Here is a 21,304-nt window from a genome sequence, read left to right as displayed (position 1 = left end):
GGAATCGGGACACTAGAGGCGGGGATCGTCCCGCGGCATCCGGAGCCGGGGGCGGAATTTATAGGTTCGTCCGCCGCCACAAAGGGTTGACGGCGATTTGGGGTCGCGCCATTGAGCCCTGTCCTCGTGACGAACTTGTTCTTGCTGATTTGCCGGAAAATATCCCATGCCCATCCGCATCGATAGCCGCAGCGCCGATTTTGCCTCGCGCTTCAAGGCGTTTCTCGCCACCAAGCGGGAGGTCTCGGCCGATATCGAGGCCGCCACCCGCGCCATCGTCGAGGACGTCAAGACGCGCGGCGACGCAGCGCTGATCGAGGCGACGCGCAAGTTCGACCGGCTCTCCGTCGATGCCGATGGCCTTCGCTTTACCGCAGCCGAGATCGACGCCGCCGTGGACGCTTGCGACGCGGCGACGCTCGATGCGCTGAAGCTGGCGCGCGACCGCATCGAAATCTTTCACCGCCGGCAACTGCCGAAGGACGACCGCTTCACCGACGCGCTCGGGGTCGAACTCGGCTCGCGCTGGACCGCGATCGAGGCGGTGGGGCTTTACGTGCCCGGCGGCTCGGCGGCCTATCCGTCTTCGGTGCTGATGAACGCGGTGCCGGCGAACGTCGCCGGCGTTGCACGCGTGGTCATGGTGGTGCCCTCGCCGGATGGTCGGATCAATCCGCTGGTGCTGGCGGCGGCGCGGCTCGGCGGCGTTTCCGAAATCTATCGCGTCGGCGGCGCGCAGGCCGTCGCCGCTCTCGCCTACGGCACCGCGACGATCGCGCCGGTGGCCAAGATCGTGGGACCCGGCAACGCCTATGTCGCGGCCGCCAAGCGCCAGGTGTTCGGCAAGGTCGGCATCGACATGATCGCCGGTCCCTCGGAAGTGCTCGTCATCGCCGACGACACCGGCAATGCAAACTGGATCGCCGCCGACCTGCTGGCGCAAGCCGAGCACGATGCCAGCGCGCAATCGATCCTCATCACCGACAACGAGGCGCTCGCCGCCGACGTCGAGCGCGCGGTCGAAGCGCAACTCGCGACGCTGCCGCGGGCGGAGATCGCGCGGGCCTCATGGAACGATTTCGGCGCCGTCATCCTCGTGAAGGACCTCGATGAAGCCGCGACGCTCGCGGACGCCATCGCCGCCGAGCATCTGGAGATCATGACATCAGATCCCGAAGGTCTCGCCACGCGGATCCGCAATGCCGGTGCGATCTTCATCGGACCGCATACGCCGGAGGCGATCGGCGATTACGTCGGAGGCTCCAATCACGTGCTGCCGACGGCGCGCTCGGCGCGCTTTTCGTCGGGCCTCGGCGTGCTTGACTTCCTCAAGCGAACGTCGATCCTCAAGTGCGGGCCGGATCAGTTGCGGGCGCTGGGGCCGGCGGCGATGACGCTGGGCAAGGCCGAAGGTCTTGACGCTCATGCCCGCTCGGTCGGAGTGCGCCTCAACTAGTGTCCCGATTCCGAAGTTCGTGAGACACCGCAACACTCCCTTAACGAACTTCGGAAAGCAAAGGGTACTAGGCAACTTTATGATTCTGGTACCGCTTTCGATTTGAAATTCCCGAAGACGAACCCGCTGCAAGTGGTGCAGGAATTTCAAATCGGCGGTACTAGTGGAGTGAATTTGACATTCGCCTCTCACCGCGCCGAGGTTTCCCAAGGCGAATGTCAAATTCAAAGCTCCACTAGCATTCAATATTGCTCTAATGGTCCTTTAATTCCAACATTCGCAGAAGAACTGCGCCGAAATGGGATGCGAATGTTGGAATTGGACCATTAGGCAATGAGCAAGGCCCCATCAAAGGAAGAATCCCGGAATCGCATCGTGGCGGTCACGCTCGATGAGGAGTCGATCGGGCGTTCCGGGCCGGATATCGAGCACGAACGGGCGGTTGCGATCTACGATCTGGTGGAAAAGAATCTGTTCGCGCCGGAGGGCGCGGCAGGCGGTCCGTTCACGTTGCATATCGCGATCACCGGCAATCGCCTGATGTTCGACATCCGGCGCGAAGACGGCGCGCCGGTGGTGACGCACCTGTTGTCGTTGACGCCGTTCCGGCGGATCGTGAAAGATTACTTCATGATCTGCGACAGCTACTATCAGGCGATCCGGACCGCGACGCCCGACAGGATCGAGGCGATCGACATGGGACGCCGCGGCATCCACGACGAGGGCTCGCGCACGCTGCAGGAGCGGCTGAGCGGGAAGGTCCGTGTCGACTTCGAGACCGCACGGCGGTTGTTCACGTTGATCTCCGTGCTGCACTGGAAGGGTTAACGATGGTTCGAATCACGGAGCACCGGCTGTCGTCGCGCTTCATGCGAAACGGTTGCGCGGAAGGCGCGCGCGAAACGAAAGCGGCCTGAGCGCATGGCCGCGCCTGCGCGCGTGCACAATCCGCAGTCGGTCCTGTTCGCCTGCGAACTCAACAGCGTGCGCTCGCCGATGGCGGCGAGTCTGCTGCACCACATGTTTCCGCGAACGCTGTATGTCAGATCCGCGGGCGTCCGGGCCGGCGAGCTCGATCCGTTTGCCGTCGCCGTGATGGCCGAACTCGGCCAGGACATCTCCAGACACCGGCCGCTGACGTTCGAGCAACTCGAGGACTGGGAAGGCCTCAACTTCGATCTCATCGTCACGCTGTCGCCGGAGGCCCACCACAAGGCCCTGGAATTGACCCGCACGATTGCCGCCGACGTCGAATACTGGCCGACGCCGGATCCGACCGCCATCGAGGGCAGCCGCGAGCAGCGCATTCAGGCCTATCGCGAGGTCTGCGACGGATTGCTGTTGCGCATCCGTAAACGTTTCGCGCGGGGCGGCAATGTGGGGCTTTAGCTAAAGCAGCGTTGATCGCGCGGGTTCGCAGGCGCGGCGACGGCGGTTTCGGGATGGTGCGGTGTTGGGGCGCGCGCGGGATCGGTGTGATCCAAATTCCTGTACGTCGCCGTATTTAGAATTAGACAAGCTCCAAAGTATCTTGCGCCATTGGCGTAGGAAACCCCTGTGCCGCAAGCACAAACACGTCGCACGCAATCCGGCCCGCGCAACTTTGTAGAGCTTCTAATCGCACATCGGTCGACAGCGCAAATCGCGATGCTAGTGACGTGCCAAGGCTCGTTCGGTCGCGATTATGGGGGCGCATCACGATGCTGAGAATGAATTCAAAGAGCGTGTGCCTTGCGACCGTCAGTATCGTTGCATTGTCGGTCGCTTTGCCGAATGAAGGTCATGCGCAATCCGAGCTGCCGACGGTGACGGTGGTCGCGCCACAGTCGAAGCCAGCGCGCCGCGCGAAACCTGTTCGCCATGCGGCGCGCTCGTCACAGACAAGTCGCCGCGCCGCCGCGCCCGTGCAGCGTCAGGTGGTTGTCCCGCAGGAGAATGCAGGCGCCGGCGTCGAACGTGCCAATGGGCCGGTGAGGGGCTATCTTGCCACCCGCAGCGGAACCGGCACCAAGACGGATACGCCGATCCTGGAGACACCGCAGACGATCTCGGTCGTACCGAAGGATCAAATCGCGGATCAGGCCGCTTCGACGATGCCGCAGGCGTTGCGTTACACGCCGGGCGTGTCGCTCGATGCCTACAGTGCAAACTCAAAATTCGATCCTGTCTACGTCCGCGGTTTTTTGGCCGAACAGTTCCTTGACGGGCTGAAATTACCGGTCGATCCCGGCGTGCAGTGGGCCGCGGCCCGCGCCGAGCCCTATAATCTGGAGCGCATCGAAGTGTTGAAGGGGCCGTCTTCGGGACTCTACGGTCAGACCAATCCGGGCGGGTTCATCAACATGGTGTCGAAGCTCCCGACGGAGACGCCCCACTATAATTTCGAGGGACAGTTCGGTTCGTTCAACCGGTTTCAAGGCGCGTTCGATATTGGCGGACCGATCGATAAGGAAGGACAGTTCCTCTATCGGCTGGTCGGACTGGCGCGCCAGAGCGACACCCAGATCAATTATCAGCAGGACAACAAGCTGTTCATCGCGCCAAGCCTGACCTGGCGCCCGACCAGCGACACCAAATTCACGGTGCTTGGCAGCTATCACAACATCGACAACAAGGGGTATCAGCAATACGTGCCCGGTCAGGGAACGTTGTTGCCGAATCCGAACGGCTCCATTCCCTATAGCCGCTATTTCGGCGAACCGGGCGTGGACCGGATAAAGGACGAGCAGGGAATGGTTGGCTACGAATTCGAGCACCGTTTCAACAACGTGTTCCAGTTCCGCCAGAACTTCCGCTATACCGATGTCAATACGGACGCGACCGCATTCCGCAGCGAAGGCCTGCGGGCCGACCTGCGGACACTTAACCGGTCGATGAACTACGTCTTGTCGAGTTCGAACAATATCGCGCTGGACAACCAGTTGCAGGCCGACTTCGCCATCGGGCCTTTCCAGCACAAGGTGCTGTTCGGGGTGGACTATCTGCATCTCAGGGGCAATGCCGACTACCGGTTTGCGGGGATTGCGCCGATCGACGTTTATAATCCCGTCTATGGGGCCGCCATCCCGCCGGCCTCGTCGCTGACCCCGTTCATTCATACCGATGCGAAGCAGGACCGGCTCGGCGAGTATATCCAGGACCAGATCAAGATAGACCGCTTCACGCTTTCGTTGACCGGACGACACGACCAGGCGAGAGCCGATCTCATCAGTTCGGCCTTTTATCCGGCCCCGGGCGTCTATCACACCGACGACAGCGCCTTCACGGGTCGTGCCGGGTTGAGCTACCTGTTCGACTTCGGTCTGGCGCCCTTTGCCAACTATTCGACCTCCTTCATGCCGCTCAGCGGCACCGACCGCGCTGGTCGGCCGTTCAAGCCGACAACGGGCGAGGGCTGGGAAGCTGGTGTAAAGTATCAGCCATTCGGCTGGAACCTGCTGCTCACTGCGGCTTATTACGATTTCACCCAGCAGAACGTGCTCACCACCGATCCTGTCAATCCGCTGTTCAGCGTTCAGACGGGCGCCGTGCGGTCGAAGGGTTTCGAATTTGAAGCGCGCGGAAACGTTACGCGCGAGTTCCAGATCATCGGCAGCTACGCCTATCTCGATCCGCGCGTGATTGCGAGCAACACAGGAACCGTTGGCAAGTATGTTCCCAACGTAGCTTTGAGCCAGGCGGCCCTCTGGGCAAAGTATAACTGGTTTGATGGCGATCTGGCAGGCCTCGGCGTCGGCGCAGGCGTTCGCTATGTGGGCAATTTGTGGGGCGACTCCGCCAATACCATTGACGTCACGGCCTATACGCTCTTCGACGCGATGGTCAGCTATGATTTCGGCTATCTCCGGCCCGACATGCGGGGTTGGAAGGCGCAACTCAATGCGAGTAACCTATTCGACAAATCCTACGTATCGAACTGCTTCGGCAGTTTGGCTTACTGCACCTACGGACAAGGACGTACGGTGCTGCTGTCCCTGAAGTACGCCTGGAACGCGGATCCCGGTCCGCCTCTGATCACGAAGTGAGCGAGGGCATGACGACAAGCGCCTTGCGCAAATGGAGCTGGGCTCACAAGTGGTCCAGCATCATTTGCACCCTGTTCATGCTGATGCTGTGCATCACCGGGCTGCCGCTGATCTTTCACGACGAGATCGACGAGCTGCTGCATGACCAGGTCGCGGCCGCCGTCGTTCCTGAGGGCACCCCGCCGGCGAATCTCGATCGCGTCGTGGCGAGCGCCGTGGCGGCGATGCCGGGGCAGGTGCCGCATTTCCTGATCTGGGACCGCGACGATCCGAACGCGATGCTGGTCAGCGTCGGCAAGACCATCGACGCCAACCCGGCCGACAACCGCATCGTCCGTGTCGACGCTCATACCGGATCTTATCTCGATGCGCCCGACGTCACCGGGCGCTTCACCTACATCATGCTCAAGCTGCACAGCGACATGTTCGCCGACCTGCCGGGGAAGTTGTTTCTCGGGCTGATGGGGATTCTGTTCTGTGTCGCGATCATCTCCGGCGTGGTGGTCTATGCGCCGTCGATGCGCAAGCAGAAGTTCGGCGTCTATCGCGCCGAGCGTCCGCGCGTCGTGCGTTGGCTCGACCTGCATAACCTCGCCGGCATCCTGCTGGTGATGTGGACGCTGGTGGTGGGATTCACCGGCGTCATCAACACCTGGGCCGACCTTGTGCTGAAGATGTGGCGGTCCGGGCAACTCGCCGAGATGACGGCGCAGTATCGCGACCGCACGTTGCCCGCGCATCCGACACCGGTTCAGGAAGCCGCGGAGGTGGCGGCCAAAGCGGTGCCCGGCATGCTGCCGTCATTCATCGCATTTCCCGGCACGATCTTCTCGAGCAAGAGCCACTATACGGTATTCATGCGCGGCGATACGCCGGTGACGTCGCGGCTGCTCAAGCCGGCGCTGATCGACGCCGAAACCGGCAAGCTCACCGACAGCCGCAACATGCCGTGGTACGTCACGACGCTGTTCGTCTCGCAGCCGCTGCATTTCGGTGACTATGGCGGAATGCCACTGAAGATCATCTGGGCGCTGCTCGACATGATGACCATCATCGTGCTCGGAACGGGCGTCTATCTCTGGCTGCGGCGCCGCAAGCCCGGCGAAAGCGCCGCGCGCGAGGCCGTGGGCGCCGCGGCTGCGGTCAACCACCCGCTGTTATCATGATCCCGGCGCGCGCTCGGCGGCTGACCGTCCGCCAGATTTTCGCATGGCCGGCTGTCATTGCGGTCCTGAGCACGATCGGATTGCTCTCGGCGCTGCTCGGCGACGGCATCTGGGACGGTGTTTCCTGGATCGTGCTGGCGATTCCCGTCGTGCTGTATTGCGGGTTCGTTCGGCGCGGCTCGTAGTCAAGGTGGCGCGGATTTTTTCGCGGGTTCCGGGCGGGCCGGTCGATCCCCGGTTGTCGAACGGCGTGCCTTCCGATAGGTTCCGCGCGCATCGACCTCGCCCCGACACCATGAAGCCCGCATGTCAGGCCGCATCAAACTCGTTCTCGCCTCCGGTTCGCCGCGGCGGCTCAGCCTGCTCAATCAGGCAGGCATTGAGCCCGACACGTTGCGTCCTGTCGACATCGATGAGACGCCGACGCGGGGCGAGCTGCCGCGCGCCTGCGCCAACCGCCTCGCCCGCGCCAAGGCCGATGCAGCGTTGAAGGCGGTGCAGCTCGACGACGAACTGCGCGGGTCTTTTATTCTGGCCGCCGACACCGTGGTCGCGGTGGGCCGGCGCATCCTGCCCAAGGCCGATCTGGCGGATGAGGCGTCGCAATGTCTGCGATTGCTTTCCGGGCGCAATCACCGCGTCTACACCGCGATCTGCCTCGTGACGCCGAAGGAAAACTTCCGCCAGCGTCTGGTTGAAACGCGGGTGCGCTTCAAACGATTGGCCGAGGATGACATCCAGGCCTATATCGGCTCCGGCGAATGGCGCGGCAAGGCAGGCGGCTACGCGATTCAGGGCATCGCCGGTTCGTTCGTGGTCAAGCTGGTAGGGTCGTATACCAATGTGGTCGGCCTGCCGCTTTACGAATCCTTCTCGCTGCTCGGCGGCGAGGGATTTCCGATCCGCTCCGGCTGGTTGAATGCCGGTTAAAAAAGCCGACGCGCGCCCGAAAAAGCGCTGCCCGATCTGCGGCAAGCCCGCTGTCGCCGCATCATTTCCGTTTTGTTCGGAGCGTTGCCGCGATGTCGACCTCAATCGCTGGCTGTCTGGCGGCTACGCCATCCCCGGCGGCAAGACAACCGACGAAGATGCGGAATAGCCCAGTCGCCTTTGGGACGGCGATGGATCATGCGGTCAATGGTTTGAGAAAATCACCCGGCGCGGTTTCAAACCGTGCGGTGGGTGGACAGGGCCATCGGGCCTGACTATAAACCGGCGCGTCCCGGCTGAAGCCGGGCGACGCCCAGGTAGCTCAGTTGGTAGAGCATGCGACTGAAAATCGCAGTGTCGGTGGTTCGATCCCGCCCCTGGGCACCATTAAGCGATTGTACGGGCTTAATGAAATCCCATAACCCGTCCCGGTCATTTTTCGCTGGATCGTCATTGCAACCTAGTTGCAACCGCACGCAAAAAAGCGCGTTAACCGGCCTATTTTGACGACCGAAGCGCGTCCCGATACGCCGAGTAACTTGTTGGAAACGGCCCGACCGCCTCACCGTCAGGCGCGGCACCGCTTCGCCTCAGGTGCCAAAACCAACCGGCACCGCGCCAGCCGAACGTGGTGAGCCCGTTGTCAGCATAGAAAATCTCAATGCTGGCGCCCGTCACCGGATGGATGTCGAAAAGAGGCTCATGCCGACGGTTAGCCCTTGTCATGCCGCAACCTCGCTTGGCTCCGCCAGCGCCAAACCGCGCAGATAGTCAGCCGCCTTTGACGCCTGACTGCAGGCGGTGAAGAAGGCGCGTTTGTCGGCCCTCAGAAGGTCGATCCAGTGGGCGATGTAGCCCGCGTGCCGAAGATCGCCGTCAAACCCAAACTCAGCGCATAGGAACGCGGCGCCCAATTCTGCGACCAGTTCTTCCCCAGCATAACTTCGCGACCCAAAGCGGTTCTTAAAATCGCGATCACGGCGAGACTTGTGTCCCGTCCAATGCGTTAGCTCGTGAAACGCCGTCCCATAGAAATGATCCGCGCTCTTGAAGGCGCCGAACGCGGGCATGGAGATAAAATCCCGGCTCGGCACGTAATACGCTTCGCCATGGCCTTCACGGATATCGGCGCCAGTTGCGCGCAAGAACTGGTCCGCAAGGTCGTCCCTTGCGTCAGGATTGCGAACGCGCATCGGCTTCCCGGCAGTAATGCTCTCGGGAAGGCCGTCGCACTGGTCTACATTGAAAACTGTGTACTCGCGCATCATGGGCACAAGCCGGGTTGACGGTCCGTCATCGGCGCCGTCGCGGATTTCGAGTTGCTTGACAAAATAGACCTTGGTGCCGTGCTCGCCCTTGCGAACGTTGCCGCCGAACTCCAGGGCTTGCTTGAAGGTTAGATACCGCGGCGAGCGGTATCCCGCCGCCTGGGCCATCCATAACAGAACGACGTTGCAACCGGAGTAGGGCCGATTGGTCGCAGCGTTGCATGGCGTGTTCGCGCCGGGAGTGGCTGACCAGGGCTTGATCCAGGGCGCGGCGCCGGCTTCCAGCTCGGCAACAATGCGCGCCGACACTTCCATATAGAGATCGCGTTTCATTGGGGTATCCGATGGCTGTAGGGGATGCGACCAGGAAAGGTCGCGTGCCATCGGCGGGTCGTGGCGGGTCAGCGCGGTGCGCGGAAATTCACCCCCGGGGGGTACATGGCCAGGGCGGGGGCCTCACGCGCGCTGAAACGTGTGCCGGAAATATGTGTCCTCTGAAAATTGGATTGGTTAACGTTTCGTAACTGCTAGCTGCCAACACGGAAGATGCCCGGCGGAAAACCGAGCCTTGATTAGTCCGACCGGGACGCGAGTTGGCTGAAATTCATCTCGTCAGGCTCATAACCTGAGGGTCAGAGTCCCCGCAACCAAATTCCCCTTGATCGAACAAGGGGTTGAACAAACGCCCCGGACGCAAGTCCGGGGCGTTCGTTTGTCAACTCGCCAACACCTTGCCATTCGGGCGCCTGAGCGTTGGGGCAGCTAGTCCTCGAATCCGGTCGATTCCGCCTTGAACTTAAGCTGCTTGGCATTGTCGCGAACGACGCTGACCTCTCCCTCGGGAAAACCGGATGGCGCTTCGGCTTGGATCTCCAGCGTGAGTTTCACCTTTGCGCCCTGGGTCCGCTGAAGCTCCATTACGACCGCATTCAAGATAGCATCAAAGGACTTCACCGGGCGAACCATGTCGATCTCAACCGAGCCGAAGAAGCGGCGCGGATTGCCACCCTCGGCCGGAGCCGCTCCTCCGTCGGTTGGCGTTGTCGGTCCTTCGGTCGGCGATGGTCCGCCGCCCGCGCCAGTTGGGGCCTCGGCGGCCCCAGCGTGCTGCTTGAGCTGCTCAACTGCCTCGGCGGCGCGCACGAGCACCGCTGTTGGCGGCATGATATCGGGTGGGCTTTTCGCCCAAATTAGATTCCGATAGCGCCTCGTTCCTTCATCGAAGCCATCGGCATAGCCGAAGGTTGGATCGAGCTTCCCTACGGCATCGCGGATCGCTGCTTGAAGCACAACGCCGTCGCGCAGCTTTGGAAGATAGACATACGATGAGAACCAGTCGGCTACGTCAGAGATCGCCAAGTGCGGCCGATCGTCTGGCCATATCGGTTTCAGCGCCAGCCAAAGGCGCTCCGTTCCAAGCTTCTCGAGCGCAATGCCGTCGGCTTTGGCCTTGTCATAGACCACGATCGGAACGGCGGCGCGGTCGCGCGCGGTGATCGGATCGTGTTCGAGATCGAAGGGCTTGCCGGCGGTATCGCTTTTCATCGGATAGAGGATGTGGCTCCAGGCAGCTCGAACCGCTTTCAGCGCCGCATCCTTATTCGTCTTCGCCTTCTCGCGGGCATCGGCGATCTGGCCGGTCGGAAGCTGCTTTTGAAGTCGCTCGTCGTCGGCGATCTCGCGCCAGGCAATGGCCTTCCGCATCACCTCCCGCGCCGTGCTCAGCAGGGTCTCGTCCGCCGCGACGAAGATCAACGTGTTGCGAAGGCGCCGCTGGGTTGCGCGGCAACGCATCAGTGTTTCAGTGACCGCGTCGGTCGCGGGCGACTTCGATGCCCCCTTGCCGGCATGAAAGCTCGACGGACCGAGAATGACGAGCGACAGCGCGCTAGCCTCGTCGATCGTGATGGGATCGTCCGGCACGGTATGGACGTGATGGAAGCCGCCTTTCGAGCCGCCCTTCTTGGGGTCGGCATCATCACGAAGAATCTGCGCGATCGCCGCGTCTACCTCGTGTTCGGGCAGCGCCTTGGCACGATCATCGGCGAGTCTGTTCAGCGTCGGTTGGGTCGAGAACCAGTAGCGGCCCGCTTCCTCATAAAGGTATGTCGCGCGCTCGGTGAGTTCGCGCAGCGCCTCGCCGAAGATCGCGAGTTGATCACCCGGTTCGGCGCAGGCAAGACGAAGCCCTTGGCCGGTAAGGCCCGCATTGGGCTGACCGACCAGCGGCGCGGAGCAGAGGAGGACGGCGCGCGCCGCACGCGTTGCCGCGCGAGCTTGCGAGATGCGCCGGGAGGGGTTCGCTTCCATCCGCGCGGGCAAAGAGCTGTCGCCGTCCACTTCCTTATCGACTACCGCGCTGAAGGCCGGATCGAGTGGATAGAGGACGCTTGCCCGCACCCGTTCATGGGCAATCGGCACGCGGGCAGGCGTAATCAAAGGATCGCGGACCTGAGCGTGCCATAGGACACCCACGACGTTCGCCATAAAGCGCAGGACGCCGCGCGTGCGCTGGAACTTGTCGAGGCTCGCCCAATCCTTCGAAAGCCGATCGAACAGTTCGGGATGGATCGGATAGGAAAGGCGAAAAAGCTCTTCATAGCGCTTCTCCTTGGCCTCAGGTGGAAACTCGGCCTGGTTCTTCCGATAGAGATCGTGAAAGGCTTTGACGGTCTCGTCGCGCGCCTTCTCGCCGTCGGCATCGAGCGCTTGGAATAGGCGCCGGCGGATGATCTCGTAGGTCTCGTCGCCCGACGCAGGCATCCATGGCGATTGCACGCGGCCGAAAATCTTTTCAAGCCGAAGCAGCGCTTCCTTGCCCTTCTGGCCGCCGACCTCGGAATCGCTCTCCGGCAGCGAGCCGACCACGAGCGCGCCGGGCGCCATCTTCGCGGCCTCGGTGAGCGACTGAATGAAGGATAGGAACGCCTCGAAGCGCTCGTCCGGCAATTGGCGCGCGAACGCCACGAGCTCATCGAGAAGGATGATCGAGGGGCCGGCGAGCTTCAGCACCTCGACCATGATCTCCGAGCCGGGATTCGTCCGCGCGGCTTCCGACTGCGCCACCAGCTTGAGGCCGGCATCGCCGGCAAGGCGCCAGGCGATATAGCCCCAGAGCGTGCGGACCTCCGGGCCGTCCTTGAGGTTCAGCGAAACGTCCGTGCCTTTCGAGGAACCGACAAACACCGCGACCCGCGGCTGCTTCCATGCCTTCACACCAGCGATCTCGGCGATCGGCGCCAGGCCTTCTAGGTGCTTCAGGTCGGCCGCTTTGGCGAGGTGATAGACGGCAAGCATCGTGTGCGTTTTGCCGCCACCGAACGCGGTTTGAAGTCCGATGACCGGATCGCCGCCCGTGTCGGCGACGCGCTGCAAGCTACTCGTGAGCACCCGCTTCAAACCTTCGGTCAGGAACGTGATGCGATAGAAATTCTCGGGCAGGGCGTAGTCGTCGGTTGCGTGGCCGGCATCGACCGCGAACAGATCGGCGGCGAATTCCGCCTCCTTGAATCGGTTGGCGAGCACGTCCGGATGCGGAAGCGCGACCTCGATCCACGGCTTCAGCGGCTTCAACAGCGCGTCGCCGATCGGAAGATCGAATTTCGGTGCGGGCGCGGGAGGCGACTCTGTCGCGGCCGGTTTGGCCGTCGCGCCCGACTGCCGCTGCTCGTCGTAGAGCTTGCGAAGCTCGGCAATCTCGCCGGCCGGCGCCTTCACCAGTTTGAGAAGCTGGTGCATGGCATCGAGATAGCGGAGCGCCTCGTCGTCTTGCAGCCCGATTGCGAGATGCGAGATCGCGTTGCGCGCTTCAAGCGCCATCGAGGTGAAATTGCGCGCCTTGTGCTTGTCGTTGCGGCCGAAGGCGTCGTCGAAGACTTCGCGCCAGTTGTCGACGATGGTTTTCAGAAGACCGTAAGCGTCAAGCTTTGCGCTCGGGCTGCCGCCCGTGGCGCGGCTTGCATAATGCAGCCAGTTCGCCCCGTGCTTGCCCTTCATGCGGCCTTCGACGAACGGCGCTAGACCCTTTTGCAGGTGGAATAGCCCGTCCTGAACCCGTCGCAGCGTTTCCTTCTCGGCCGACATGGTGCGATCCTCCGGCCGATCAGAACAGGTCGGCTTGGGCGCCGGTCGCCGCACGGCGCGCGCCGGCGGTGGACGCCAGTTCTTCGAGCTTCGGCCATTCCTGGGCGAGCTCATTGTAGATCAAAGCCTCCGAGGCCCAGCCTTTCTGCGAAGCGATCTCATAGAGTCGATAGGCGAGCGCGCGGGCCTCACCGGCCTTCGATCCCATTTCCGAAACAAGCCGGGCCGCGGCTTCCCCGCCACCATCTTCGGCATTCAGCACGCGCGCTGTGTGCTGCACGCATTCCCATACGGTCAAAGCCTTGTCGGAGGCGGGCGTCCAATCCTCCGGGAGATCGACGCGCGCGGTGAGGCCCGCCTTCCCTCTGCCGTCTGAGAAAACGCCCGAAGCGAAGAGCGCATTGAGGGGCACGTTCTTCGCGTTTGCGAGCGTGATCAGTTCGCCGGAGGGCTTGGCATCGAAGCCGTAGGTGGCGAACCAGGCTAGCGCGACCTGCGTTTCAGCGTCGAAGGCCGTATCAAGTTCGTTCTCGATTTCTTCCCAGACCCGATTGATCAGCGAAAGCGCGGTTCTCACCGACATGGCGCTGTCGTCTCCTCGAGAACCTTGGCGTAACGCGAGAACACGCCCATGCCCGGTCCGATGACCGATTGCTGCATGTCCACTGGACCGACACCTGCTTTGCGGATTTTGTCGATGGCCTCGGGCATCTGGCGCTTCAGGGCTCGGATGAACTCGGCCCGTGTCACAGTCTCAGCCGCAGCACTGCGCTTGCGACAGACCAGGACAACGGATGATGCGAGCGCGTTGATGTGCGCTTTCAGCGCATTTGTGGCTTCCGTGCGAATGGGCCATGTGCCGTCGATGCCCAAGCCGGAATCGATCACGGCCTGAAGAAAAGTGGCCCAACCAGCGGAAGTCACGCCGTCTTCGCCTGTTTCAGATTGCTTGAAGGCGTAAAATATGGTGAGCGGCTCGCTATCCACGGAAGCTTTTCGCATCGCGGTGAGGGCGTGGCCCATGCCCGTCATGAAGAAAACCTCCGCGTCTTCTCTACCGCCGTGGCGGTAAGACGCGGCGATGAGTTCTTCTTCCTTAGGCGTTGTGATCCGGCGAAATAGGTCCGGCCAAACCGGTCCTAGCGAACGCTTAAGCCAAATGTAGAAGAAGTCGGAAAGATCGGCATAGCCAATGTTGTCATAGTATGGCGGGTCCGTCGAAATAAGAATGGGGCGATCGGAGAAAATGTTTCTTTGAGCCGCAAGGTTTTTGACCTCGCCCGGCGCACCGATGCCAAGGTTGTCTATGTTTTCTGCGACCGAATTGGCGGTCCCTTGAATATCGCCGCCTGCCCCAGCGAGAGGATTGGTCTCCGCATACGTCCATTGCATACCAATGGCTTGCCGCCCAAGCGCGCCCGCAAGCCGTCCCATTCCCGGTTCCCAAATAGCAAGAGCGCATGATCGAGTCGATGCTTTGCTCACGGCGAACGCGCAGTAGGTAGCGATAGCGTCGGCATAGGCGGCCGCGCCGGTGCCGCCTGCGCGGAGGGGACCCTCATCGGCCACGAGATTCGCGGCAGTTGCGTCCTTAAACGCCCGTTCTCTGACCTTAGGTACGAGGTCAGAAAACATCGTCATCGCCTGAAGTTGTCGCGCGGTAAACAAGTCGCGAAAGGTAGGCAACCCATACAACTGCGTTCGGAAGTCTCTAGTGTTGTTAGGTATCGAGACGGCAATTTCTTCAGCGGCTATTTTGTCTATTTCCGCGGCCTTCTCGTGGACGGCGGTCGGCGTGAGATACACTCGGCCCAGTTCGCTCTCTGCGACCATCGCCATCAATCGACTTCCCAGACCGTCACGCCGTCCGCACTCGCGGATGTACTCAAAGGGCATGAAGGTACCGGTCAGGATGCAAGTCGCCCCAGAGCGCGACATGGTCCCGTCTCTGAGTCGCCCTTCTTCATCCTTTGCGAGCTTTCCGCTCTTCGCCTCGAACCGGTATCCATCCTGAGCTTTCGGATCGAGCACCGGCTCAACCCAAGCCTTCTTCCCATCCTTGGTCGAGAGCATGAAGGACGAGACCAGCGGCACCATCGCGCCCTTCGCAGCCGGATCGGGCGAGCGCACGGTCCGCGCCCATAGCCAAGCGATCACCGTTGCTTCCGATCCGTCCGGCAGCTTCGCCTTCGGATAAAGATGGCCGATGAGCTTTTCGGCTTCATCGCGCATCCATTGACCGTAGTAGCGCACGTCCTCAGCAAGGCCCTGCGCCCCCTTGCTGTTCCAGCGCCCACGTTTGAGTTCTGCCTGAGCCTTTGGGTTGACGGGCGGCATGCCGGCGAATTTCGGCGGGATCTCCACCAGCGCCTTGCCGATCAGCACCGCCACCGGGTTGAGGTCCGAGCCATAGGCGCGCAGCCCGAGGCGTTGCGCCTCCAAAGGGATCGACCCACCGCCAGAGAACGGGTCATAGACCGGAGGCGCCTTGGCCTGGAGATAATCGAGGACCGCCTTCCTATCGCCCTTTGGCGGCGGCTCTTCGCCCAAGCCCCAGGCTACCGAGCGCGCGATCTCCCATCGCGCTTCGTTCAGCACCGCCTCGTCGTTCGAAGCCTCCCAAGGCACCAGCCGCTCGATGACCTTGTGCAGGCGCTTGCGCTCGGCGTCCCGCGCCTCCTCGGTCCGGAACTTGTCCGGCCACGACGAAGGATCGTCCACGAGCTGCGCGAACAGCACCGCCCGGCAAGCTGCCAGGGGACGACGCGCCCACCACAGATGTAAGGTCGAAGGGTGCCCGTGCCGGATCGACTTCTCCCGCGCCGAGGCGGCATTGATTGCCTCTAGCGGAATCGAGACTTCGATCAGTTTCTTGCGCGGGCTCGCTGCCATGCCAACTCTCTGAAAAGACGAGGGAAAGCGGCCGACGCGATCAGCGGTGACTGGGCATCCCTAGAATTAGGGCCTCAACCCGGCCCTGCTCCAAGGGATAGCAGATCATTCACGTTGAAGACCACCGCCGTTTCTGCAAACCCCAGCTCCCGCTTGAAGAATTGCCGCACGTAGACTGGCTCCCGCGCAAAGCCGCTGTCGACCTGCACGATCGCGAGGACGAAGGCCTCAGGCGCGTTCAGCGAGGCGAGGATTTCGTTCTTGGTCACGATCACGTCGCGGCCATCCGCGTGCCGGCCCTTCACCTCGATGAAGCGGAGGTGCCCGGCGCGGGGATCGCGGCTTTCGATATCGTAGCCCTTTTTTTCAGCGGACACATCGCGCGGCTCGTTGCCGAGCATACGCTCCGCCGCCATGACCGCCTCCATGGCGAGCTTTTCGAACATCGCGCGGGCGACCGGGTCTTCCGCAAATCCGTCCGGCTTCGCCTCGGGCGGGGGCACTTCGGGCGCACGCGCTTTCAGGAGCCCCGTTGGGATCACCAGCGCCGCTCCCTTGAGGACGGGCGGCAACGCCGAGATCTGGCGCTCGCGATCGAGTTCCGCTTGCCGTTTATGCAGCCGTTCGACGAGACGCGCGGCCGTCGCCTCGGCGTTCTGGGCATTGATGCGCTGATCCTTGCCAGCGCGTTCCTCCTCGCGCAGCCGGGCGGCGCGCACATCCCAGTAATTGATTTCGCGGGTGAGTCGCGCCCTGACTTCGCGTTCGACCTTGTCGATTTCGACGATCCGCCGCGTCTTCACCTCTTCGAGATGTTGCGGCACCAGCGATTGAATGGCGTAGCCCAGCGCGCGGCTTTCCACCTGACCCGAAAGCCAGGGCGCGGTGATGGCGTCGGAGACGAGCTTGCGTTCGTCCGCGGTGATCGGGCGGTAGTCGAGATAGGGAGCCTGTCCTCCATCGACCGCGCTGCCGTCCTCCTTCAGGAAGGTGAATTGAAGCCGCTGCGACACCGTGCGGGGTTCGCCAGAGCGCCCGGTGCGGCCATCGCGGATTGCATGTTCGAGATAGAGCAAGAGACGTGTCTCGTTACCCGTATCCGCTTCATCCACCAGCACCCCGCCCTGAACGAGTAGCGGCTGGAACCGCTCAAGGACGACATCGACGATGGCTTCGAGCAGGGGATGGCCGGGCGCGACAAGCTCGGCCTGCGGCTGGCCGGCGATAAGATTCTTCTCGAAGGTGATGCGGGCGTAGCGATCGAGCACCGGATCGGAGCGGCCGATGAGGCGGTCCCGTTCCTTCAGGATCGACGGCACCCGCGTGATTTCAAAGCGGCCCTTCTCGCGTTCGGCAATGCGCCCGCCGAGCATCGTGAAGGCTTCGCGGAAGAACGCGCCGATGAAATGCGGCTGGAGCCGGCGCGCCTGGGCTCGCTCCATCTGCTCGCGGATTTCGCTGACCGCGTGCGGGTCCATGCCTTCCGATGTGAGCTTGCGTTCGGCGACCAGTTTCTCGATCGCGTCCACATCGACCGCACCATCGACCTTGCGAAAGAGCTCGGCTTTCTTCTCCGGGCGATCGCCATAGCGGATCGCATCGACCAGAAGGTCGCGCAGCGCATGGCCCTCGAACAATTCACCGAGAACGTCGTAGACCTTGCCGCCGAGCGCTGCGCGCGCCTCCTCCAGTTTTTCCAACAGACGGCGATAGACTTCGCCCTCGCGCGTGTTGACCGCGCACAGATTCCAGAGGTGGCAGACTTCCGTTTGGCCGATGCGGTGGATGCGGCCAAAGCGCTGTTCCAGGCGGTTCGGATTCCAAGGCAGGTCATAGTTGACCATGAGGTGGGCGCCGCGCTGAAGGTTGACGCCTTCGCCAGCGGCATCGTTCGCGATCATGACGCGGACAACAGGATCGGAATTGAAAGCCGCGATGGCGGCCCGCCGAGCTTCGCGCGCGATGCCGCCATGAATAACGACAACTGCCGCAGGGTCGCCAATGCGGGCCGTGATCTTCTGTTGAAGATATTCGAGCGTATCCCTCGGTTCGGTGAAGATCAGTATCTTGCGCAGCAAGCCGGTGGCCTGATCGAGCATCATTGGCTCGTCGAGGATCGATTCCAGTTCACGCCACTTCGCGTCCTGTCCGGAGAGCTTGAGGCGCAACGCACGATCTTCGAGGTCGGCGAGAATAGCGATCTCCGCTTCGAGCTCGGCGAGTGTTTGTGCAGCCGTCGCCTGATCGAGGATTTGCTCTTCGGCGGCTTCTGCTTCTTCTGACGGTACTTCTTCGATGTCGTCGGGATCGTAGGTTGGCAGGTCCGGCGCTTTCGCGAGCGGCACCGTTCCACCTTGCCGCATCAGCCTTTCTTCGCGGAGCCTTTCTTCGAGCCGCTTTCGCCTTCGTTCCAACGAACGATGAATTGCCGCCGGAGAAGACGCGAGACGCCGTTGGAGGATTTGGAGCGCGAAGCCCACATTCATGCGGCGCTTGTCATCACCGGTCCGGTCGGCTCGGTTCATTTCCTCGCGCACATAGGTGGTGACCGCCTGATAGAGATCGGCCTCCGCAGGCGACAGCGAATAGCTCGCTGTATAGGCGCGACGTTCAGGAAACAGGGGAGTCCCGTCGAAGCGATAGAGCTCTTCCTTGGTAAGCCGGCGCATCATGTCCGACACGTCGGCCTTGTGCACGCCCTCGCGGAAGCGGCCCTCAAAGCGGTCGGCGTCCAACAAGCCCATAAAGAGTTGGAAGTCGGCTTCTTTGCCGTTATGCGGCGTCGCCGACATGAGCAGCAGGTTCCGGGTTCTCGTACCGAGAAGCTTGCCCAGCTTGTGCCGCTGCGTCTCCTTCACCTCGCCGCCGAAATAGGACGCAGCCATGCGGTGGGCTTCGTCGCAGATCACGAGATCCCAATCCGGCGCTGCTTGAAGCTTGGCCTTCAGCTCATCGGATCGTGCGGCCATATCTAGCCGCAAGATCAAGCGGCTCTTGTCGACGAAGGGATTTCCGGTAATCGACGCTTCAATCTGGTCGCGGGTTAGAATCTCGAAGGCCAGTCCGAATTTCTCGGACATTTCATCCTGCCACTGCTCGACCAAGCCGCCGGGTGCAACAATGAGACAACGCTCAAGATCGCCGCGGATCATTAACTCCTTGATCAGCAGGCCCGCCATAATGGTTTTTCCGGCGCCCGGATCGTCCGCGAGCAAAAAGCGAAGCGGCTGACGGGGAAGCATTTCCCCGTAAACGGCTGTGATTTGATGGGGAAGCGCTTCGATCTGGGAAGCGCTCACCGCGAGGTAGGGGTCGAAAAGGTACGCAAGCCGGATTCGGTATGCTTCGGAAGCAAGCCGCAGCAAGCCGCCGTCGGCGTCGAATGCATAGGTTCGCCCCGCTTCGAGGAATTCGAAGCCGATCTCCTCGCCCCGATAGACGAGGCGCTCGCCCACCCGACCATCTACCCGGAAGACCAGGTTCAAGGCATCGGGGCCGAATTTAGCGACCTGAACGACCTCCGCGACCCCAGCGGGGTCAAGGCCACGCAGGCGGGCGCCGGGTTTTATGTCTTCGAAGCTGTGCACGTGATCCATCCTTGGCCAGGATAGATCACCGATCGTGGCCCGGAAAACAACCGGAATTCCCTCGGTTAGTCTTGCTTCTGCGGAGCGCAGATCGCCTTCCAGGCCGCGTTGTGCTCTTTGACCTGCCGGATCGTCCCGTCGGTATCGTTCTTCGACCACCGGATCGGCTCGAAGGCCGAGCAGGTGACCGCATCAGTCCCGACGGAAGCCGTCGTCGTCGCGCAGCCGGCCAGGATCAGCAGCGGCATCGGCAGCAGCGCGGCGCGCATCGCGCGCCTTGCGAATGAGATCGAGGGCATCGGTAGCGGACTCCGCAATGGCCTCGGCCCTGCCGGCGCCTTCCGCCTGCCGTTCGCGCGCAGAGCCAGGCCAAAGGCGATGAACGGACGTGGCCATTATTTTTTCCACGATCGATGAGCCACTAACCGGGTGATCGAGAATCCAGCCACTCTGCCAGTTTGACCACCGCCGTATGCCTGAGACATTGCGCACCGCGATCGCAACAGCCTTCTTCTGACCTATCACCACGACCAGCTTCTTGCCTCGCGGGACCCCGGTGTAGAGCAGGTTCCGCCGCAGCATGGCGTAATGCTGAGTGAGCATCGGGATTACAACGGCCGGATATTCGGAGCCCTGGCTCTTGTGAATCGTGGCAGCGTAAGCGGGCACCAGCATGTCCAGTTCGCCAAATACATAGGTGACAGTTCGGCCATCGAAGGTCGTTGTGAGAACACCCTCGGATACCAGCCGAACCTTTCGACCTTGCGTTCGTCGATCGGATTGAGCGCCGATGTCCAAGGGACGTGCGCCGACTCCGCCCCGGTTGTGACTGTTCCCCATCAGATCAATGCGCCGCCTGAAGACGGTGGCTAACCCAGAAACTATTTGCTTCGAGCGACTCCTTTTCAGGTCCCAGTCTTGGCGGGAGTCTTCGATTTTGAAGGTGGTTTGGTGGAGGATTTTGTGCGAATTCGCATGGAGCCACCTTTGGGGTGATCGATTTCAAACGAATTTGTCTTTCGCACCAGATCGCTTAGCTTGCGAAAGCCGAAGGTTCTGGGATCAAAGTCGGAGGCCAGGTTAGCAAGCTGTTTCCCGACTTCGCCTAGCGGGACCCAACCGTCTTCGCTCTCCATCTGCATGATGACCTTTTTAATAATGGGAGTAGCTGCGCCCGGGGGCCGAAGAGGCTTTGAAATTGAGGCCGCATCCTGACTATTGGCAGCATCTGTAAACAGATTCTCCGTGTACACGAACTTCCGACAGGCCTGTCGAAAGCTCTCCGGAGTTTTCTGCTCACCGAATCCAAAAACATCGACACCTTGCTCACGTATGCGGGCGGCGAGGCGGGTAAAGTCACTGTCCGAGGAAACAAGACAAAATCCATCGAACCGACCGCTATAAAGTAGGTCCATTGCATCGATCACCAAGGTGATGTCGGACGCATTCTTGCCTGTGGTGTAGGCAAACTGCTGTTGAGGTATGATGGCGTGTTTCGAAAGTGTATCCGCCCAGCCTTTAGAACGAGGGCTGGAGAAGTCGCCGTAGATTCGGCGAACGCTTGCTTCTCCGATTTTAGCAATCTCTTCGAACAATCCATCCGCGATTTTCGCGGAAGTATTGTCTGCATCGATTAGAACAGCGAGACGACGCGAACGAAGTTCAGAAGACATGACCTATCCCCCTACACAGATGGAAACATAATCACAAATTCTGGAGACGGCGATGGTAATTGAGTCAACCAGCTAAATGGGCCAGGTTTCGCGTTCGCTCACGGTCTGCAAAACCGTGCCACCTTTGAAGCATGGACCAAATCCGAAGCAATTCCGGGTCGCGCAGGCCAGCCGGTCATCACCACAACCGTGAATTTGAGTGCAGGGCGGATTGCCGTGACTTA

At 61.6% G+C, this 21,304-nt stretch carries 14 protein-coding genes, 1 tRNA gene and 1 pseudogene; 9 read left to right on the top strand and 7 right to left on the bottom strand.

Features of this window, described 5'->3' with window-relative positions; genetic code table 11:
• Nucleotides 1–166 precede the first annotated feature (166 nt).
• From hisD to BGN91_RS13515, 9 genes are all read left to right on the top strand, one after another.
• Nucleotides 167–1,456, top strand: a complete 1,290-nt coding sequence (gene hisD / locus BGN91_RS13555; protein WP_292613946.1) for a histidinol dehydrogenase — start codon at nucleotides 167–169, stop codon at nucleotides 1,454–1,456.
• 333 nt (nucleotides 1,457–1,789) lie between these two features.
• The gene (locus BGN91_RS13550; RefSeq protein ID WP_292613945.1) at nucleotides 1,790–2,284 is read left to right on the top strand and encodes a UPF0262 family protein; all 495 of its coding nucleotides are present in this window, start codon (nucleotides 1,790–1,792) and stop codon (nucleotides 2,282–2,284) included.
• A gap of 93 nt (nucleotides 2,285–2,377) precedes the next feature.
• Nucleotides 2,378–2,845, top strand: coding sequence for a low molecular weight phosphatase family protein (locus BGN91_RS13545; RefSeq protein WP_292613944.1), 468 nt, complete (start codon nucleotides 2,378–2,380; stop codon nucleotides 2,843–2,845).
• A 320-nt stretch (nucleotides 2,846–3,165) separates the two neighbouring features.
• Nucleotides 3,166–5,481 carry a TonB-dependent siderophore receptor gene (locus BGN91_RS13540; RefSeq protein WP_292613943.1) on the top strand — a complete coding sequence of 772 codons (2,316 nt, stop codon included), beginning with the start codon at nucleotides 3,166–3,168 and terminating at the stop codon, nucleotides 5,479–5,481.
• A gap of 8 nt (nucleotides 5,482–5,489) precedes the next feature.
• Nucleotides 5,490–6,647, top strand: coding sequence for a PepSY-associated TM helix domain-containing protein (locus BGN91_RS13535; protein WP_292613942.1), 1,158 nt, complete (start codon nucleotides 5,490–5,492; stop codon nucleotides 6,645–6,647).
• Complete coding sequence (locus tag BGN91_RS13530; RefSeq protein WP_292613941.1) at nucleotides 6,644–6,832, top strand: hypothetical protein; 189 nt, start codon at nucleotides 6,644–6,646, stop codon at nucleotides 6,830–6,832. The genes BGN91_RS13535 and BGN91_RS13530 overlap by 4 nt, the downstream gene beginning before the upstream one ends.
• Before the next feature lie 121 nt (nucleotides 6,833–6,953).
• Entirely contained in the window at nucleotides 6,954–7,577 is a 624-nt protein-coding gene (locus BGN91_RS13525; protein WP_292613939.1) for a Maf-like protein, read from the top strand.
• A complete protein-coding gene (gene yacG, locus BGN91_RS13520) occupies nucleotides 7,567–7,746 on the top strand; it encodes a DNA gyrase inhibitor YacG (RefSeq protein ID WP_292613937.1) in 180 nt (59 codons plus the stop codon). Before BGN91_RS13525 ends, yacG begins: the two co-directional genes overlap by 11 nt.
• A gap of 142 nt (nucleotides 7,747–7,888) precedes the next feature.
• Nucleotides 7,889–7,964 (top strand) — tRNA-Phe (locus BGN91_RS13515).
• Nucleotides 7,965–8,299: 335 nt separating this feature from the next.
• Here BGN91_RS13515 and BGN91_RS13510 read toward each other — a convergent pair.
• The 7 genes and pseudogenes from BGN91_RS13510 to BGN91_RS13480 all read right to left on the bottom strand — a co-directional run bounded on the left by BGN91_RS13510 (nucleotide 8,300) and on the right by BGN91_RS13480 (nucleotide 21,080).
• Complete coding sequence (locus tag BGN91_RS13510; RefSeq protein WP_292613935.1) at nucleotides 8,300–9,178, bottom strand: zincin-like metallopeptidase domain-containing protein; 879 nt, start codon at nucleotides 9,176–9,178, stop codon at nucleotides 8,300–8,302.
• 429 nt (nucleotides 9,179–9,607) lie between these two features.
• Nucleotides 9,608–12,928 (bottom strand): DUF499 domain-containing protein, encoded by a 3,321-nt coding sequence (locus BGN91_RS13505; RefSeq protein ID WP_292613933.1) that lies wholly within the window; start codon nucleotides 12,926–12,928, stop codon nucleotides 9,608–9,610.
• A gap of 19 nt (nucleotides 12,929–12,947) precedes the next feature.
• Nucleotides 12,948–13,511 (bottom strand): hypothetical protein, encoded by a 564-nt coding sequence (locus tag BGN91_RS13500; RefSeq protein WP_292613931.1) that lies wholly within the window; start codon nucleotides 13,509–13,511, stop codon nucleotides 12,948–12,950.
• Nucleotides 13,502–15,820: a DUF1156 domain-containing protein gene (locus tag BGN91_RS13495; protein ID WP_292613929.1), complete on the bottom strand. Its 2,319-nt coding sequence runs from the start codon at nucleotides 15,818–15,820 to the stop codon at nucleotides 13,502–13,504. Before BGN91_RS13495 ends, BGN91_RS13500 begins: the two co-directional genes overlap by 10 nt.
• Before the next feature lie 74 nt (nucleotides 15,821–15,894).
• Entirely contained in the window at nucleotides 15,895–19,416 is a 3,522-nt protein-coding gene (locus BGN91_RS13490; RefSeq protein WP_292613927.1) for a DUF3883 domain-containing protein, read from the bottom strand.
• 450 nt (nucleotides 19,417–19,866) lie between these two features.
• Nucleotides 19,867–20,124 (bottom strand): annotated as a pseudogene (locus BGN91_RS13485) (ATP-binding domain-containing protein); the annotation flags it as partial.
• Nucleotides 20,125–20,312: 188 nt separating this feature from the next.
• Nucleotides 20,313–21,080, bottom strand: coding sequence for an NYN domain-containing protein (locus BGN91_RS13480; protein WP_292613925.1), 768 nt, complete (start codon nucleotides 21,078–21,080; stop codon nucleotides 20,313–20,315).
• Between the last annotated feature and the right edge of the window lie 224 nt (nucleotides 21,081–21,304).

Origin of the sequence: Nitrobacter sp. 62-13 (assembly GCF_001896955.1) — a bacterium.
Lineage (GTDB): Bacteria > Pseudomonadota > Alphaproteobacteria > Rhizobiales > Xanthobacteraceae > Nitrobacter.
The sequence above is the reverse complement of the archived record's forward strand: the minus strand, read 5'-3'. Positions and strand labels throughout refer to the sequence as shown.